This window comes from Legionella saoudiensis (genome assembly GCF_001465875.1).
Classification (GTDB): domain Bacteria; phylum Pseudomonadota; class Gammaproteobacteria; order Legionellales; family Legionellaceae; genus Legionella; species Legionella saoudiensis.
This window is the reverse complement of sequence record NZ_LN901324.1, coordinates 1108434-1126438: the sequence shown is the minus strand read 5'-3', so window position 1 is coordinate 1126438 and position 18005 is coordinate 1108434. Positions and strand designations below refer to the sequence as shown.

The window sequence follows — 18005 nt, the reverse complement described above, 5'->3', positions numbered from 1 at the left end:
GCAATGCAAACACTTAATGAGTCAGATGAAAATACCTTGTTTTTAGCATTAACCCGTCCTGCAATGAAACTTGGAGTGACCATGGATGCCTTTTTTATTAACGTCATCATTGCCTTTTGTGTTTTTGCCCTGGCAAAAAATCCCTTTTGGGCTGCCGTATGGCTGCCACTACATGTTGTGTGCGCAATTTTATGCCGTATGGATATACAGTGGTTTCCCATTTTTTTAGCACGAAAAAGACTAGTTAAGTCAGGAAATGAACGCATCTGGAGCGGAGTGAGTTATGAACCTTACTAAGTTAAAAAACTGGGTGCAGCAGGAGGTCGGGGTATCTCGAAATATCCCAATCACCCATTTGACTGCGCCGGATGTATTTGAAACCCAAGACGGTCAATTAGGCGCAGTACTGCAAATAAAAGGAATTCCATATTTAACCATAGAGTCCGAAGATTTAAAGCGGTACCAACAAACTATGCACCATGCATTACTCCAGCTTGGTTCTGAATTTATGATTATGGAAACTCTTCATCGCCGTTTTGAGTCGGCTGCTTTATCGAGTAATGGATTTCGTAATGAATTTAGCGAACACCTTCATAACCAATATCATCGTCAATTTTCTAAAGGACTTTATGTTAATGATATTTATTTAACACTGCTTTATAAACCTAATTCATCAACCCCTTTAAAACGAGGGGTGATGCAACGTGGTTTATCGTGGGTGCATCAATCAATTAATCAAAATGTTGTTGCGGCAAGAGGTACGGCGCGCTCCTATGGAATAAACGTTTTGAATCAGCAAGTAAGTCAATGGATGATGGCATTAGCTGCATTTGGGGTACGACGTCTTGGAGAGCATGAAGATGGAGCTAATGAGCTAATTCAGTTTTTATCCTTAGTGCCCAATGGTGGCAAAAAAGTACGCCTATCCTCTGCCTCAACGTATCCGATTCAAGCAAATACCATCCAACAAATAAACTCTTTATCGATGAACTATCCACGAGGGCATTTAGGACAGTACCTAGCGAATCATCGCGTGTTTTTTGGTAATGCAATTCAATTTCAAGGAAATGGTCCAAATGAGGCGCATTTTGGGGCGATGCTTTCTATTAAATCCTATTACCGAAAAACAAGACCCACCTCATTGGATGCCTTGTTAGCACTCGATTGTGAGTTTATACGGACGCAAACTTTTGCACCCTTAGCACTTGAAGCCAGTATTGAGGCAATTGAGTCAGCACAAAATAAAAAAATAAGCAGCGAAGACCATGCGGCATCTCAAGTTGAGGAGCTTTGCGAGCTTGCTGACTTAGTGGCCAGTGGTAAAGCAGCAGTTGGACTTCATCATCATAGCATGATGATTTTAGGTAAAACTCATGAGCAACTGGAGGAGGCAATAAGTCAGGCAACACAAGCCTACGCTAGCGCTTTTATTCCAGTAGTGCGGGAAACTTTGGGGCAGACGATTTCCTTTTATGCACAAGTTCCTGGAAACTCACGATTTATTGCCCGTGCAGCACCCATTACCTCAGAAAATTTCGCCGATTTTTGCTCCTTGCATAATACGCAAAGTGGTAACAAAAACCAGTGTATGCTTGAGGAGCCGATTACCTTAGTGCGTACCCCACAAAACACGCCTGTTTTTTTAAATTATCATAAGCCTGGAACTTCCAGCAGCCCTGTTTCTGGGCATGCGTTAATCATAGGCAGTAATGGCTCAGGAAAAACAGCCTTGGCTTGTTTTTTAGATTCAGAAATGAATCGCTTCACGGGGCATCGCACTTTTCTCTTGGACCGTAATGAGGGGGCCAAAATTTTCGTTCTTGCTTGTGATGGGGTTTATCTCAAATTAGACCCTACATCCACACAAGAATTTACGATGAATCCACTACAACTACCAGACACTGCCGAAAACAGGGAGTTTTGTAAGTCATGGATAGGAACGTTGTTGTTGGATGAGACAGATGTAGGGCTTGATAGTGCGATCACAGAGACAATTAATGACGTGGTTAATTATGGCTTTGACCATTTGGCCCCCCAAGACCGAACCTTATCTAATATTGCGGGATTATTCTCCATTGATTTCCCTCGCTGGCCGCAGTTACGACGTTGGTTGCGGGCTCATGGAACTTGGAATGAAGGGCAATATGCTTGGGCCTTTGATAATGCGAGCGATTCATTAAGTTTGAATGCAGATAAAATGGGATTAGATGTAACTTACTTGATGGACTGTGTTCCATCACACATCAGCGCTCCTTTTTATATGTATATTCTGCATCGATTCAAGTTGAGTCTCACAGGAAACGTTACTTCGTTCCTTTTTGAAGAAATGTGGCAAGCACTCAAAGCGCCATTTTGGCGCGATGTTTTAGAACATTATGTGCCTACGATTAGAAAGCTCTATGGCCATATGGTGGGGTTAACTCAGTCTCCTGAATCAATTGTGAACTCACCGATCAATCATATTTTATTGAATAACTTGGCCACCTTGATTGTATTTCCCAATCCGAGCGCAGATGAACAGGTTTACGTCGATGAACTGCATTTAACGTCAGCAGAATATCGTTTAGTGCGTTCTTATCCAGCTAATTCACGCTTAATACTTTATAAGCAAGAGCAGGAGTCTATTTTATGCCATGTGGATTTCAGTGCTATTCGTAATGAGCTTGCTGTTTTATCTGGGAATGTGAACTCAGTACGTGAGGTGGATGGGTTACGTCAACGATTGGGTAAAAAGGCGGCCAATTGGTTACCTGTGTTTCTGGAGCAAAACGAATGCGCCTAAACCCAGTGATGTTTTTTGTGTTTTTTGGGTTAAGTTGCGTAATGATGCCTGAGTGTGTTGCTGATCCCGCAGGAGATGCTGCGATTATTGCCAAATTAGTCGACCAACTTCGGCAAATGGAGAAGCAATATAAGCTTCTCGATAAAACGTATAAAACCCATGGCTCGCAGTTAAAGGGCATTCAACAACTTAATAAATACAACAGTGGGCATTCAGGTTATGGGCGTTTGTTTAATTCCTTATCGGATGTCCAGCGAAGACAATCTGCAAATACATGGAAAGAATCATTAAAAGGAATTTCCGGTGGTAATCCTGAGCGTTATCGAGAGTTAGTGAGTGCGTATGAAGCGCAACATAGCAGCTTAAATAAACAACGCTTTAGCCAAGGAGCATCATTGCATCGTACGGAGCAGTTTGATGGAGATCGACAAGTAACGCAAACAGTAAGTATTGAGAGCGAAGTGTTATTTAACGACATTAATGACAGTTTAAAACGGGTTCATGATTTATCCGAGCAAATTGAAAAGGCTCAGAATACTAAAGCTGCAGTGGATTTAAACTCGCGCTTGCTTACCGAAATTGCGTACATTGAAGTACAAAAGTTAAAAGCGCAATCGCTGCTGAATCATCTTTTGGTTTCTCAATCAGGCTCAGGTCTTACTGATGAGGCTGAGCTGTCTCAATACCTGGCTCGCTGAAGATTTTTGGGAGAATTAAATGAAAAAAATAATGCAAATAACCGTTTTATTCGTCATTGCAAGTTTGGCAGTTGCTTGCAGTAAGACCCATGAATTAAGAGCGCCATGTCCTGATTTTGGGCGTTATTGTGCGCAAACGCCGATTAACTCCATAAACAAAGTGAATCATCTCAATTAAAGGAGCACTTAATGAAACTGAGACTACTTATAGGAAGTTGTTTTGCGATGGTGTTACTCACCGCATGTTCAGAGAATCCTTTAAACAAGATATCTGCAGATGAGGCGGCACGGTTAGTAATTAATGCCTGTACTGATGCGATGGAAGAACAAGGATTTCATGAGTCAGGTATTAGCGCTCGTTATGCACAGTGTATGGAACAACGAGCGAACGCTTCCTTTAATTGTGATGCGTTGTATCACATGATGGCAATAAAATTGATTGAGCAAGGGATTTCAATCAGCAGCACCCAGGTTCAAGACCATAAAGTGTATGCACGAATCAAGGATGAACTGCAGCAGCGCGCTTATTTTTCACGTTAAGGCTCGAATATGAGTACACCTTATTACACCATCTTAGTTGCTGAGTTTATGAATAGAATGGACGCCATGACCTCTTCATTTTTAACGACAAACTATCAAGCCTTAGCTATGTATATGGCTGCCCCCATTGCTGCATTAAGTACGTTGTATATCATTATTCAGGGTTATTTAATTAATGCCGGGGTTGTGCAAACCAGTACAAATACTTTTCTCAAAATGGCGTTCACTATAGGGCTTATCAACCTATTTGCATTGAATTGGCTTTATTTCAGCGATTATTTTGTCGGGCTTTTTCTGCACAGTGCTTCCAGCATTAGTCATGTTGTCGCCACCAGCTCATTTCAGGTACCTCAAGCCTTTGATTCAGGTGCCGGAGTTAATGATGCGTTGCAGACGGTACTTACTGAAAGTGTGAATACCGGGGTGGATATCATGAAGCAGGGAAGTTATCGGAATTGGGCACCTTTATTTATTGGTTGGAATTTTATTCTTGGGGGAACGATTGTTGTGGGTTTTGCTCTGATTGAAGTGGCATTGATTAAATTTTGTTTGTGCATGTTGTTGTCTATGGCACCTCTATTCATGGCCTTTTGTTTTTTTGAGCAAACCAAAAGTTTTTATAAAGCATGGATTGGCTTTTTAAGTGGCTTTTCATTTGCCCTAATTTTTTCAAGCCTTATGGTGGGAATGGCAATGAATTGGATGCATTGGGTGGTGGGTTCTGGGCAGGGGGATGAGGTAATGGACCTTAAGGTAGCCACTTTAGTTCCTCTTCTACTCGTGGTGCTCCTTGCTTTATTTCTTATGTTTATTGTTATACCTATTGCCAAGCACATCGGCGGTGCCTCAGGAGGAGCACATACTGGTGATGCCCTAAAGCAAGGAGCTTCTCTAGCCAGCAAATCGGTTCAAGGAGCGAAAGGAGTACAACAGCTTTATAACCAATGGAAAAATAAATGAGTAACTTTATGAACAAAGCACCACTAAAAGGGGAGTATTTTAAGCAGGCATGCGAATGGGCTGACGATCGCTTTGGAGGAATTGAATCCTCGCGTAATCGTTACAGGTTAGCATTTTTAAATGCGTTAGTAGCGTGTACTTCTTTAGCTTTGGCACTTGCTGCTTTATTGCCATTAAAACAATTAGAGCCAATCATGATTCATCATTATGCCAATGGGATAACGGTTGCTGAACAAATCACCGGAAAGAAGCTACTTGCCTCGCAAGCACAAATTGAAAGTGATTTAGTTCGTTATGTTAATTTTCGCGAAAGTTATGACATCAGTAGTTACCGTGCTCAGTTTGAGTTAATCCACCTGCTTTCATCAAGCTCAGTGGCTCTGGAATATGATAAAGCGCAACGTTCAAGTAACAAGGAGTCGCCGGTCAATCAATTGGGTACCCAAAATAGCCGTAGTGTCCATGTTTATAATGTTAATTTTATTGATGAGGCACGTTTAAATGCTCAGGAACAGAAAGGAAAAAAACGTAACCACCATGACTTAGCTGAGGTCGTGTTTTCAACACGTGATCACAATAAAACAACCGGGGCTGAGGTAGAGCATCATTATACCGCGCTCATTTCCTGGAATTATCGGGGGCTTCCAGCATCTCCCGATGCACGATGGAACAATTGGAATGGATTTGAAGTAACACGTTATAGCGTCCAACAACGAAATGTTGGATAAGGGGTTAACGATGAACAAACGCCTACTCGCAAGCCTTTTTTGTTTAAGCCAGTTCGGTAGCACTGGATATGCGGCATTAACACCGCAATCCTATTCCAGTGATGCGCGTATTACGCGTGTTGCTTATCAGGAAAATAATGTGGTGCGCTTAAAGGGGCGTGCTTTTGTCAGCACGCAAATTCTTTTTAGCCCTCAAGAACACATCGTTAATGTGGATGGAGGCGATCGTGATGCATGGATGGTCACCCTCCATGATAATTTACCCAACATTGCGTTTATCAAGCCAACCGTGTTCAATTCGGACTCGAACATTACAATTGTTACCACACGCCATACTTATTATTTCCATGTAACCAGTACTAAGTCGATTGAGTCCGGGGCAACGTCAGTCTACGCCGTCAAATTTTATTATCCGCAAGAAGAGCAACAACGCTTACAAGCAAGCCGTACCGCACAGAAGCGTCATCGCGAAGCCACTCTAAAAGCCAATAATCACCCTAAAACCTACAGTTGGGATTATTCCTTTAATGGCTCGCCTGATTTAAGACCGGAACATGTTTTTGATGATGGGGTATTTACTTATTTTGAAATGCGACCCAATCAACCGATGCCTGCAATTTTTATAGTAGACAATCAACATGGAGAAGAAGCCGTAACGAATATGAGGCGCCGAGGCAATTATTTGGTGGTGCATCGAACAGCCCCTCAATTTACGTTACGTATGGGGGCAAATCACGTGGCCAGTATTTTTAATAATAAAGAAATTACCCGTATTAAATCCAGGAGCCGGCATGAGTAACCAAACCAATGAAGACTTTGCCAAGAATCTGTCAGAGCAATCGCAAGTAAAACAAACTCAAAGTAAACGCCGTTTAAGTAAAACTGCACGACTTAGTGTCATGGTGCTCGTGCTGGTACTTAGTGGTTTTGCTTATTTAACAAGCCAACGGCACGCACACAAACAAAGCTTAGCACCGAATACAAAGAACACTGAAAACCCATATACCTTACAGGAAAATCTAAGTGTAATTGAGCGTATGCAGCGAGAGGCGCAGGCCCAAAGACAGCAAAAGGTTACGATGCTTAAAAAGGAACCTAAAGAGTCTTCAGCTCTGGATGCAGAGCTTGTTACTCGCATGAATGCACCAACAACCTTTGTTAACGTGTCCCATCCTTTAGTGAATAAAGCACGTAAAAACCCAGAGTTGGCTACCCCCATGCTTGCAGGCCAAGACAGTAATAGTGCATTTTTAAATGCAAAAAATGGGATTGAGCTCGTGAATGCAGTGTCTTTACCTCATCCTGATTATACGATTGGTGCTGGGGAGTTTATTTCGGCGACGATGGAAACTGCAGAAAACTCAGAACTTCCAGGTATTGTAAGGGCCCGAGTGTCGCATGATGTGTACGCCATTACGGGGAATAGGGTCTTGATTCCTAAAGGTGCGATGCTGGTTGGTCAGTATGCCAGTGGCAATTTAGCCCCGAGTCAAACGCGTTTTTTAATTTCATGGACTAGGGTCCAGTTACCTAATGGCATTGTGGTGACTCTAAATAGTCCTTCGGCGGATGATTTGGGCCGAGGTGGTTTGGGGGCCGATGCGGTAGACAGACACTTCACGGAGCGTTTTTCTTTAGGATTAGTGTATTCCATCTTGGGAACTGCTACCGCAACTTTAGGGGTAAGTCCTGGAGATGAGTACAATTCGCGAGCTCAATACCGTATGAATGTAGCCAACTCATTGGAGCAGTCCGCGCACGATAGTTTGCAGCAAAACAGGAACATTCAAAATACCTTGAACAAATATCAAGGTGCTGCGATTAAGGTGACGGTTGCACGGGATTTGGATTTCTACTCCGTGCTGAGGAACAAACGATGAGTACGCCAATCCATTTTGTTAAACCCGGTGCTGAGGGGCTTTTAAGTCCCTTAATGCCTTGGCTTAATCATCCTCAAGTGTCAGAAATTCTGATTAATAAACCCAAAGAGGTTTTTATTGAACTGCATGGTGTCATGACACGTCATGAGATACCAGAGCTCACTTCCTTGTATTTGCATCGCTTATTTCAAATGATCGCCAATGAATCCCAACAGCGCTTGGATGAAGCTCATCCTTTGTTATCGGGTAATTTATACAATGGGTTTCGGGTACAGCTCATTATTCCCCCAGTAAGCCTGTATCATTCCTTAGCAATTCGTAAAACCGCGTTGAGTCATTGGTTGCTAGATGATTATTCAGCGCAGGGGTTTTATCGCCGAATGCAGCCGATGAATTTAAATCAAGCAATGTCCCATACCGCTCAAGACCAAAGTTTACTTCATTTATATCAGAAACGTTGTTGGGGGGACTTTATTAAAACCGCAGTTGCTTTAAGAAAAAACATAGTTATTTCTGGGGGAACTTCCTCAGGAAAAACAACCTTTCTTAAAGCCTGTCTGGAAGCTATTCCTGCGGATGAGCGCATCATTGTCCTAGAAGATACTCGAGAGTTAAGCTCTTCTCATGCAAATCAAGTTTCTTTGCTTGCTTCTCATGGTAACCAGGGGAAAGCACAGGTTACGATGCAAACGTTAGTCCAAGCTACCTTAAGGCTTAGGCCAGATCGCCTGATTATGGGGGAAATTCGCGGTAAGGAAATTATGGACTTTGTCATGGCGTGCAGTACAGGGCATGAAGGCTCAATTACGAGCATTCATGCAAATAACCCGCAAATCGCTATGCAACGTATGGTGCAACTATACAAACAAAATAATGTGCCCAGCATGCGTGATGAGGAAATTCGCGCGGAATTAAATCAAGTCATTGATATTATTATCCAGCTTGGAAAAGTAGGGAATGAGCGTGTGGCTTTGTCTTGCTATTATAAAGAGGCACAAGTAAACCATGCGTTAAGTGAGGTTGCCGCTTAATGAATGCACGTAGCCACCAAGTACTCATTAATTTAAAGCCGATATTGTATGTACTTTGCTTTTTTGAATTAGTGAGTCTTTTAAACCAGCAATGGCATACTCAGCCGATGTTCTTTGTATACCCTACAGAATTTATTTGGGATATCCAGCAGGGGGAAATTAGCGCTACTGTCATTAGCTTGGGTAGTGTTGGGATGCTCTATGTTCTTGCATTCTTGTGGATGCAAGGTGGGGTGATGCGTGTATTTAGTCATTGGAGTCTTTGTTTTCTATTGAGTGTCGTATTTTCTGTGGTGATGACGACGCTCATTTTTAATGAGTGGATGCACGTTCGTATTACAAATATCAGACAATTGATGGATGTCGTGTTGAGTTTAACACCGCATACAACGGCATATAACCGGTTTTGGTTTAGCGCGCTTTTAGGCTGTTTAATTCCTGTGTTGATATTGGCTAATCGCCTTCAACAGCGTTTTGGCTCAGAGCATAAGGCATTAGGAAACGCGCATTTTGCGAGTGGTTGGGAAATTCATCAAGCAGGCTTTTTTAAGCAGGAACAAGAAAGCATTATTATTGGTAAGCATTTGGGAGCTCCTTTATATTCGAATGGCTTTGAACATGTTCTGGTGTTTGCACCAACCGGAAGTGGTAAGTCCCGCTCCATTGCCATTCCTAATTTGTTTCATTATCCCTATTCGGTGGTATGTAATGATGTGAAATTTAGCCTTTATGAAACGACGTCGGGTTATCGGAACGAAGTATTAGGTCATGAGTGCTACTGTTTTGCGCCCACGCGTACGGATGGGGTGACGCATTGTTATAACCCTTTGGATGTTATTTCAAAAAATAAATTAGAGCGCATGACTAACATCCAACAAATCGCACATAGCTTTATTCCTGATAGCCCCAAGGAGTCACCGATTTGGACGGCAGGAAGCCGCAAGTTATTTAAAACGTTAGTTTTGTTCTTATTAGACTCAGAGGAGCACCCAGCTACTTTGGGCGAAATGAATCGCTTGGTAAAACAAGAACAGTTCGATCATTGGCTTCAAGAGATTCTGGATTCCACCGATCATTTTGATGCGGAGTTTTATCGCAATGGGTATTCCTATTTAAATAATGCCGAAAAGACACGCCAAGGGATTATTGAAACCTTTAGTGGTTATTTTGAGCTGTTTGATGATCCCTTTATTGATGCGGCAACAAGTCACTCTGACTTCTCTTTTGCTGAGTTACGGCGTAAGAAAATGACCATTTACATGGGATTTAGTGACGATGAAATGAAACGTTTAGCACCTTTATTGACGCTGATGTGGCAGCAATTAATTTCAAGCATGCTCAAAGAGTTGCCCGATCCCATTAAAGAGCCTTATCCCGTGTTGTGTTTGATTGATGAGTTCTCATCATTAGGGCGTATTGAGCAGCTACGTAGCTCATTGAAGCTGCTTCGTGAGTATCGGGTACGCTGTATTTTAATGATTCAATACATCGCACAAACCTATGAAAAGTACAGTCATGATGAAGCTAAAGCGTTTATCAACATTAAAACAAAAATCGCATACACCACAGAGGATCTGGGGGATGCTGAGCTTATTTCCAAAATGCTTGGCACTCGCACGCAACGAGTAGCTAGTTATTCCGTAAATCAGCAACAACAGGGTATTAGTGATGGCAAGAGCGTTGCTTATCAGGCGATTCCTTTAATGCGGCCTGATGAACTGATGAAAATGTCACCCCAAATATCGTTGATTATTCGCTCAAATACATCGCCAATAAAAGCCAAGCAATTTATTTGGTATTTAGAGGCAGCCATGAAAAACAATGTATACAGTAAAACTTGGGTTCCAAAGCAAATAGCCAAACAAGTCCCTTTTGTACGTAAGCTATCTCATTTGGATACGGAGGATGAGTGTGTATTAGAGTACCTTGATTAAGGAGGATTAAACACGATCAATTAGTTTGAATGGCTAGGTTACAAGGAGGTCAGGGAAGGTTTTATGAGGACAGGCACGTTTAAGAGGATCCAATAATAATGGTGAAACGGAGAATGAATGATGTCCAAAAAATACAATGTTGTGTTCGGCCTGATGGCGGGAGCCTTGATGCACGTCCACGCTTATGCCAATCCGGCATCAACTGAATACGTGCGCTCGGCAATTGATGGGTTACGCACGGAGTTAAATGGCCAATCTAATGCACAGTTTAATCAGCTTACCGCGGCAACAAATCAACTTAATGCAAAAATAGAGCTTTTATCCAATTCAGTGAATCAGTTAACGATTCAGTTAAATCAGACGATTACGCAAACGCAATCCCAGGATTCACAGGCAAATGGCCGTATTGATGAGGTGCAACAAAAGATTGATGCGCTTCCTATTGTCACACATCAAATTGGTGAGATTTTCCAAGGTGGGATGGTGTTTTATGTGGATGCAACACAGCAACACGGATTAATCGTGTCTCTTACTGATTTAGGTCACCCGATCGAATGGCGCAATGGAGAAGGAGGGGATAGGGTAACGAATGCTCAGGGACAAGGTTTAGGTTCAGGAGAAACCAATACTCGATTGGTGATTTCAGAACAGACAATCGATCAGCAAGATGGGGATTTTGCAGCACTTCGCGCAGCCAATTACGCGGTTTTAGCCGATGGAACGACCCCTTGCCCAACTACCTTAACGGCTTCTCAAGCCTGTTATGGCGGGTGGTATTTACCCTCGGTTTATGAGTTAGTCCTGTTGCATAGTGCATTAAAACCTTTGGGGCTTGCTGCACTCCAAGATACTCCTTATTGGAGCTCGACGGAGCTGAATACAACCCAAGCACTGTCAGTCGATTTTCTCAGTGGTGAGTTTAAGGCTCAGGATAAATCCCTTACTTCTGCTGTTCGCGCAATTCATAGTTTTTAATTGGAGCTTATTTATGAACCGTTATTTTATAACCTCATTGTTATTCTTTGTTCAAATGTCAGCTTTTGCAAATCCCGGTGATGACATTTGGGATCACATTAAATTACTTAAAAATGAAGTAGGGCGCTTAAAAATTAGTATTAATAATCTAGGGGAGTCGCAGAATCATTTAAGTACTCAGTTGAGTAGCCAACAAAATCAAATAGCGCAATTAACCCAAGAAATTAATGTATTGAAATCAAAACAAATGGCCCGTCATGGAATTGGTGAAGCTTACCATGGAGGGATTATCTTTTATGTGGATGAAACAGGTCAGCATGGTTTAATCGCAAGCCGTATTGATGCGGGTGAGCAAGGAGTTCAATGGCGAAATGGTGAGTCTGGCAATAAAGTGACTAATGCGCGTAGTGATGGAATCGGCTCCGGAGAAAATAATACGCGCCTGATTATTTCACAACAAACAGTTTATGACACCAAAGGTGATTTTGCAGCGTTACAGGCTAGTAAATTTCAAGTGATGGATGATGGCATTACACCCTGTAAAACGCCGATTGCTTTGGGTCGTGTTTGCTATGGTGGATGGTATTTACCTTCAGCCTATGAGTTGCAGCTTATGCATCAAAATCTTCATCAGAATAATCTGTCTTCATTTGCTCCTGAATATTATTGGAGCTCGACAGAGTCTAGTGTTTCTAATGCCTGGCTTATTAATTTCTCAACAGGGGAAATTACGGCAAACAGTAAATCCAATACCCTGGGTAAGGTAAGGCCAATAAGCCGCTTTTAGTTCATGAATTAATAAAGAGAGAATCATGATAAAACACGTTTTAATGAGTTTAATGTTATTTTTAAGCGGCTCGGGGATGGTGCAAGCAGCTAATGAGGGTAAGGTAAGCCCATGGAAAATCGAGGCGGATTTAGGGCAAGCATACTATTCTGGAGCTGCCAATCGTGATGGGAACACAGCTTTGGGGCGTTTGAGCTTTGGTCGAGATTTATTTTTTACTCCTATAGGAACTTTAGGTCTTGAGATCGGGGTACAAAGTGGTAATACCATGCGTTTAAATATGTCCAAGGAGGTTGTTAATGCATTGGGTGGGGTGCCTATTGATGTACAAATTAAACCTACGTTGGATGTATTAATTGATTTTCAATCAAAGCAATTGAATCCGCTGCCATTAAATTTATGGCTTAAGGGAGGAATTGCGTATCGTAGTTTACGTGTTGATCGAGAGTCCATAAATGACATTTTGGGGTATTCACCTGAGTTTCAAGCAGGAATTGGTTATCGAATTAATACTCAAACTACTTTAAATTTAGGGTATCAAATGATTTTGGGAAAAACTCCTCATTTAAGTATTAATACTGAGTTAGAGACAGGAGTTCTTACTCATATTCTTCTACAACAGGCAATTTTAATGGGTATTTCTTACCATTTTATGTAGTTGAATCGGCTGGCCAGATGGTGCTCTGGCCATTCTATAGATGATAACCAAATAAAACTATTTGGAGTTGCACTATGTGATTTGGCAATAATATCGACATACTATTAAGTAATAAATAAGCTAGAATTTAATGTAAGCTAATAATTTATATAAAATGGAATGAAACGCTTATTAACTGTTATGTTAGTGCTTCTACAAGGATCTGTGTATGGCTTCTCTAATTTAGTTGTGGAGAGTTATCCTTGGGGTGACTCTAATGGTAAGAGGCAATATATTTCTCTTACCTCAGAAATGGACCTTTTTTGGAGTGTGCAAAGACCTTCCCCGGATGACCTATTTAGAGGAATTAAAACAAAGGGAACAGCTTCTTTATTTTGTTATGCTACACCGTGGAAACATAAGGCACAGATTTTGATTGAATGTGATGACGATGAGAACAAGTTGAGAATAGAAGTTAATGTAGACTGTAATATCAATAATTCTCGAGAAACTGCCCAATACTTTTTTGTTGAGAAAAGAGGGGTTCCCGATGCGTACAATAATTTTTATTTTTACTGTCAGTAATCAACCCTATCCTTTGATTTAATGAAGTTTATTAAAGGTCTAAATGTGTAGGCAATACAATGTAAAAAAGTCCATTTTCAAAATCGTTCTATCCTGTATACTAATATAATTAATAAAAATCAGTTAATTAACATGGATATTAATGTAAAGAATAATCATTATCTTTCAATTTTAATAGCAATTGGTTTTATTATCTCTTTAACTTATTATCTTGGATATTTATATGGCTTAGGTTTAGATCCCAAAGTTATACCATTATCTATAAGTGACATAATAAATGGAATGATCACTTTTTTACCAATAAATTTAGTGATTTTTTTGATAATATATTGGTTCGGAATACCTGAGCTGGACGTAGATCAAAATAATCACAAAGACTCAGCAAGTAGCTCTAAGAGCTCGAACTGTGGGGCAATGGTTCTGTTTATTTTGCTCTTCATTGTTATTTCATGGAATGCTTTTTTTGGCACACGCATTTGGAGTTATTTACTATGTTGGGCATTATTTTACATGGCTATCCAAGCATTAAACCCCCCATCTTTTTTTCCTAAAATGCATGCAGAAATTCTGAAATTTATACTACTTGTTTTGGCAACTTTTTTTTCAATTGGTTTTATCAATGGATTTTGGGCTTTTTATTCGCCTAAAAAATCTAATGTTATTGTTACACTTACAGATAACAGCAGATATGAAGGAATGATTTTATCTTATCTTACATCAGGCTCCGTGGTTAAAATAGAAAATCAGATATTATTTATTAATAATGCAAATATCAAATCCATAAAATACCAACCCTCTATGTCTTACAGTGAAGCAAAAAAAATCAATCAATAAATTAGACTCTTTATATAATGGTTTAATTTTGTAGCTAATTATTTTTTGTACATATCTAAATCAAGGGAGTCAGACTTGATTGGTTCATTGAATTGTAATTTTCGGGAAATTGAAGAATGAAAATGAATGGTAAACAAACCCCTATTTTATTGCCCTATGAGAATTTACTTTTATAGCAAGTTAGCCTATTTCAAATTGGCGTGAACACCCTTGTGTCTAGCGTTTTAACTGAGCATAAAGATTAATGTCTTTGATAATTTCACGTGCTTTAATTTGTAGTTGTTTATCTATTTGTTCTCACTTAAATTCAATCATCTGATGTCGTATTTTTAATAAGCTCTGATACTTTTCTAAAATTGGATTAGATTTTTTAAGTTTATTAAAATGATTATGTATAGCAATTTCTTGAGAATCCAGAGGGGCACGCCTTGTTTTTTTGCTTTTAAATTTAAAAAACGTACTATGAATTATTTACTAATATGATAAGCGAAAAGAAAGGTGTGATCCTGAGTGTATTTTTAACCTTCACGATGGAATATGGCTTTCTCAAATTTTGAGATATCTTCCTTCGAAAGCATAACTTTCTTATCTGCAGGATAACGTCCAGTAACAATTTTGTAGTCATCTGCTAAGTCACCCAATATAACTAACTCCATAAAGGTATTGAAATTGTATGATCTTATATCTAGGTATTTGGGATTATTAAATAACTTGAAAAAACGTTTTTTCATTTCGTTAAATGTTAACAATGAAAGACGTTTATAGGAAATTACACAAGATCTAAAAACAACATTTTGTAAATCTGACTCAGATTTATGATTAAATGCGTTTATACAAGCATTATCTAGAGTTTTTTTATAAGACATTGCAATTATTAAATTGCATTCTTTGAGCGTAGAACAAAGAGATACGAAAGCAGAAGTATTAATTGGTTTATTCACTTTTTGCTTAGCGCTGATAGCAAATGAACAACAAGTTAGTATGATAATTAAAATGGTTCTCTTCATCTTTTTTTCTCTTACTATTAGAAAGAGGTAGGAATAAAAACTGTAATGTTGCTGTAAAGACTACTGCAAGAGGAAAGTTTTTTTAGCTACAACTAGAATAAAACGGTTAATCAAAAGAACAGATTTTATTTTCTGAACAATTATTTGTCAAACATAAAATATTTTAATAAATTATGTAAGCAACTTGATGAACTGAATAGAGCAGGATGTGAATAAATTTTTACAGATAAGATAAGTGGTTCCCTTTCTGAGTGCCCTGGATTAGAAAAAGTGGAACACCTTCTAAGAGAAGGTGATGTTTTAGTTGTTTGGCGTTCTTTCTGAGTTTGAGCGTAACTTAATTAAAGAACGCACACTTGCTGGATTGGAAGCTGCAAAAGGGGCGCCAAGGAGCTAGACCAGAAAAGCTAATTGATAAACAGAAAGAGCTAGTGAAAACTCTTTGCGCAATAAAAGGCATCCAATTCAGTCTATTTGTAAAATGGTTGGTGTAGGAAAGACAACTTTATACAAATATATTAATCGTAAATATATATTGTATTCATAATGACTTTTGGAGAGCATAAATGGGTCTTGTTATTATGGAGTTTCTTACATGAGTATTAGCCATCGCTTTATTCGAGTAGATTTTCAAAGATTTAAAGCATTTAATAATTTTGTGTTAAATTTAAAGAGCTTTAATATTTTGGTAGGGCCAAATAATGCTGGAAAATCAACAATAATAGCTGCTTTTCGTATTTTAGCTGCAGCAATGAGAAAAGCAAGTAGCCGTAAGCCAGAGAGAGTGGAGGGGCCGAATGGAAACACATATGGCTACAAGATTGATTTAAATTCTATTTCTATTGCAGAAGAGAATATCTATTTTAATTATGATGATACTCAACCCGCAAAAATTACATTTTATTTATCTAATGGAAATAAGATGATGCTGTATTTCCCTGAGGCCAATAGCTGCTTATTTATTTTAGATGCACAAGGTAAACCAATATTATCCACTATAACATTTAAATCAAACTTTAACAGTCCAATTGGGTTTGTACCTATTCTAGGGCCTGTAGAGCATAATGAAAGTTTATTTGAAAAGGAAGCAGCAAGAAACGCTCTATTTAACTATAAAGCAGCCAGAAATTTCAGAAATATTTGGTATTATTATCCCGAAAGATTCGAGGAGTTTCGCTCAACATTGATTAGAACATGGCCTGGAATGGATATTGAAAAGCCCCAAATTGACACGTCACATGGCAAACCTAAATTGTATATGTTTTGTCCTGAAGAGCGAATTCCAAGGGAAATTTTTTGGGCAGGATTTGGTTTCCAAGTTTGGTGCCAAATGCTTACCCATGTTATCCAGTCTAGCGAAGTATCTTTATTTTTAATAGATGAACCAGATATTTATTTGCATTCAGATCTTCAGAGGCAATTACTTGGAATTTTAAAAAGTCTTGGTCCAGATATTATTATTGCTACACACTCAACAGAAATAATAACAGAAGCAGATACCAATGAGATTGTTCTTATAGATAAAAAGAAATCATCAGCGAAAAGAATTAAAAATCCTTCTCAGTTAGGAGAAATACTCTCTATTTTGGGTTCCAATATTAATCCAATATTGACTCAGCTTGCAAAAACACGCAAAGCCTTATTCGTTGAGGGAAAGGATTTTCAAATTTTAGGTAAATTTGCAAAAAAACTTAAGGTTGATATTGTTAGCAATCGTAGCGAATTTGCCGTAATTCCGGTTGAGGGTTTTAATCCTGAGCGAATTCGAAGTTTAAAAGTAGGTATGGAATTTACTCTTGGAGTGCAAATATTAGTGTCCGCAATTATGGATAAGGATTATCGGAGTGATGAGGAATGCTCATCGATCATCTCTCAATGTAAAATTTTTTGTGATAATGTAATTATTCACAAAAGAAAAGAAATCGAAAATTTTTTACTAGTCCCTGAAGCTATTAGTCGGGCAATTTCTCGTAAGATTGAAGATACTTTCAAACGAACAGGAAAAAAGTTGGAATATCCTAATGACATTGGTAATTTACTTGATGAATTTGCAATATCAAAAAAGCATTATTTAACTGCTCAATACTTGGAGTTTAATGAGCGGTTTGCTCGTTCAAATTCAACAGGACAACATAAAGCAAAAATAAATGAACAAGCTTTAAATGAATTTGAAGCTTGTTGGGATTCTCCTTTAACCAGATTAGAAATTATTCCTGGTAAGGAGGCATTAAGTGTTTTAAATCAAGATATTCAAAATGTTTGTGGTCTAAGTTTAACTCCAACAGCCATAATTGAGGCCATGCACGTTGATGAAGTTCCAGAAGAAATGCATAGACTAATTAAGCATCTTTTTGAATTTAGCTCGGCAAAGTTAATCTGAATGTTACGTATTAGCTGAGATAATTTTTTTCCATGCTGTTAAACAAGTTTTAAAAAAGTTTAATAATTCTAACGAGAATCGTGTCCAAACAAAGATTTTTAGTAAATGTGAAGAACTATTAAAAGAAATGGCCTGATTCTTGCAGATTAAAAATCACAGAGGCAGGCTACACTCTAACCAATAGATATTACTTATCATCAAAGAATAGAGCCCTACATGGATAGAATACTCAAATACGATAAGAAAA

20 protein-coding genes are annotated in these 18005 nt (G+C 39.1%); 19 read left to right on the top strand and 1 reads right to left on the bottom strand.

Features of this window, described 5'->3' with window-relative positions:
• Positions 1 to 3 precede the first annotated feature (3 nt).
• From BN3124_RS13850 to BN3124_RS13780, 16 genes are all read left to right on the top strand, one after another.
• Positions 4 to 297 (top strand): VirB3 family type IV secretion system protein, encoded by a 294-nt coding sequence (locus BN3124_RS13850; protein ID WP_058535366.1) that lies wholly within the window; start codon positions 4 to 6, stop codon positions 295 to 297.
• Positions 284 to 2782, top strand: coding sequence for a VirB4 family type IV secretion/conjugal transfer ATPase (locus tag BN3124_RS13845; RefSeq protein ID WP_058535365.1), 2499 nt, complete (start codon positions 284 to 286; stop codon positions 2780 to 2782). The genes BN3124_RS13850 and BN3124_RS13845 overlap by 14 nt, the downstream gene beginning before the upstream one ends.
• Complete coding sequence (locus BN3124_RS13840; RefSeq protein ID WP_058535364.1) at positions 2773 to 3480, top strand: type IV secretion system protein; 708 nt, start codon at positions 2773 to 2775, stop codon at positions 3478 to 3480. Before BN3124_RS13845 ends, BN3124_RS13840 begins: the two co-directional genes overlap by 10 nt.
• Before the next feature lie 19 nt (positions 3481 to 3499).
• Positions 3500 to 3658 (top strand): T4SS-associated protein LvhB7, encoded by a 159-nt coding sequence (gene lvhB7 / locus BN3124_RS17100; RefSeq protein WP_155522667.1) that lies wholly within the window; start codon positions 3500 to 3502, stop codon positions 3656 to 3658.
• A gap of 11 nt (positions 3659 to 3669) precedes the next feature.
• Positions 3670 to 4020, top strand: a complete 351-nt coding sequence (locus tag BN3124_RS13835) for a putative periplasmic lipoprotein (protein ID WP_058535363.1) — start codon at positions 3670 to 3672, stop codon at positions 4018 to 4020.
• A 9-nt stretch (positions 4021 to 4029) separates the two neighbouring features.
• A complete protein-coding gene (locus BN3124_RS13830; RefSeq protein ID WP_058535362.1) occupies positions 4030 to 4980 on the top strand; it encodes a TrbL/VirB6 family protein in 951 nt (316 codons plus the stop codon).
• Positions 4977 to 5708, top strand: a complete 732-nt coding sequence (locus tag BN3124_RS13825; RefSeq protein WP_230849147.1) for a VirB8 family type IV secretion system protein — start codon at positions 4977 to 4979, stop codon at positions 5706 to 5708. The genes BN3124_RS13830 and BN3124_RS13825 overlap by 4 nt, the downstream gene beginning before the upstream one ends.
• Positions 5709 to 5718: 10 nt before the next feature.
• Complete coding sequence (locus tag BN3124_RS13820; RefSeq protein ID WP_058535912.1) at positions 5719 to 6507, top strand: TrbG/VirB9 family P-type conjugative transfer protein; 789 nt, start codon at positions 5719 to 5721, stop codon at positions 6505 to 6507.
• The gene (locus BN3124_RS13815) at positions 6500 to 7588 is read left to right on the top strand and encodes a TraB/TrbI/VirB10 family type IV secretion system protein (RefSeq protein ID WP_058535361.1); all 1089 of its coding nucleotides are present in this window, start codon (positions 6500 to 6502) and stop codon (positions 7586 to 7588) included. Before BN3124_RS13820 ends, BN3124_RS13815 begins: the two co-directional genes overlap by 8 nt.
• Complete coding sequence (gene virB11, locus BN3124_RS13810; RefSeq protein ID WP_058535360.1) at positions 7585 to 8619, top strand: P-type DNA transfer ATPase VirB11; 1035 nt, start codon at positions 7585 to 7587, stop codon at positions 8617 to 8619. The genes BN3124_RS13815 and virB11 overlap by 4 nt, the downstream gene beginning before the upstream one ends.
• The gene (locus BN3124_RS13805; RefSeq protein WP_230849146.1) at positions 8619 to 10553 is read left to right on the top strand and encodes a type IV secretory system conjugative DNA transfer family protein; all 1935 of its coding nucleotides are present in this window, start codon (positions 8619 to 8621) and stop codon (positions 10551 to 10553) included. The genes virB11 and BN3124_RS13805 overlap by 1 nt, the downstream gene beginning before the upstream one ends.
• 117 nt (positions 10554 to 10670) lie before the next feature.
• The gene (locus BN3124_RS13800; RefSeq protein WP_058535359.1) at positions 10671 to 11528 is read left to right on the top strand and encodes an Lcl C-terminal domain-containing protein; all 858 of its coding nucleotides are present in this window, start codon (positions 10671 to 10673) and stop codon (positions 11526 to 11528) included.
• Positions 11529 to 11541: 13 nt separating this feature from the next.
• Positions 11542 to 12315 (top strand): Lcl C-terminal domain-containing protein, encoded by a 774-nt coding sequence (locus BN3124_RS13795; protein ID WP_058535358.1) that lies wholly within the window; start codon positions 11542 to 11544, stop codon positions 12313 to 12315.
• Positions 12316 to 12340: 25 nt separating this feature from the next.
• The gene (locus BN3124_RS13790) at positions 12341 to 12973 is read left to right on the top strand and encodes a hypothetical protein (protein ID WP_058535357.1); all 633 of its coding nucleotides are present in this window, start codon (positions 12341 to 12343) and stop codon (positions 12971 to 12973) included.
• Between the two features lie 159 nt (positions 12974 to 13132).
• Complete coding sequence (locus tag BN3124_RS13785; protein WP_149865273.1) at positions 13133 to 13537, top strand: hypothetical protein; 405 nt, start codon at positions 13133 to 13135, stop codon at positions 13535 to 13537.
• 132 nt (positions 13538 to 13669) lie between these two features.
• Complete coding sequence (locus BN3124_RS13780; RefSeq protein ID WP_058535355.1) at positions 13670 to 14371, top strand: hypothetical protein; 702 nt, start codon at positions 13670 to 13672, stop codon at positions 14369 to 14371.
• A gap of 518 nt (positions 14372 to 14889) precedes the next feature.
• Here the strand turns inward: BN3124_RS13780 and BN3124_RS13775 are convergent.
• Positions 14890 to 15378, bottom strand: coding sequence for a hypothetical protein (locus tag BN3124_RS13775; RefSeq protein ID WP_058535354.1), 489 nt, complete (start codon positions 15376 to 15378; stop codon positions 14890 to 14892).
• Between the two features lie 304 nt (positions 15379 to 15682).
• Here BN3124_RS13775 and BN3124_RS17580 point away from each other — a divergent pair, with 304 nt between their 5' ends.
• From BN3124_RS17580 to BN3124_RS13770, 3 genes are read left to right on the top strand one after another with little or no spacing between them, the layout of a single operon-like run.
• Positions 15683 to 15775 (top strand): recombinase family protein, encoded by a 93-nt coding sequence (locus BN3124_RS17580; RefSeq protein WP_407927390.1) that lies wholly within the window; start codon positions 15683 to 15685, stop codon positions 15773 to 15775.
• A gap of 45 nt (positions 15776 to 15820) precedes the next feature.
• Complete coding sequence (locus tag BN3124_RS17575) at positions 15821 to 15925, top strand: helix-turn-helix domain-containing protein (protein WP_196398932.1); 105 nt, start codon at positions 15821 to 15823, stop codon at positions 15923 to 15925.
• A gap of 48 nt (positions 15926 to 15973) precedes the next feature.
• A complete protein-coding gene (locus tag BN3124_RS13770; RefSeq protein ID WP_058535353.1) occupies positions 15974 to 17758 on the top strand; it encodes an ATP-dependent nuclease in 1785 nt (594 codons plus the stop codon).
• The last annotated feature ends 247 nt before the right edge of the window (positions 17759 to 18005 follow it).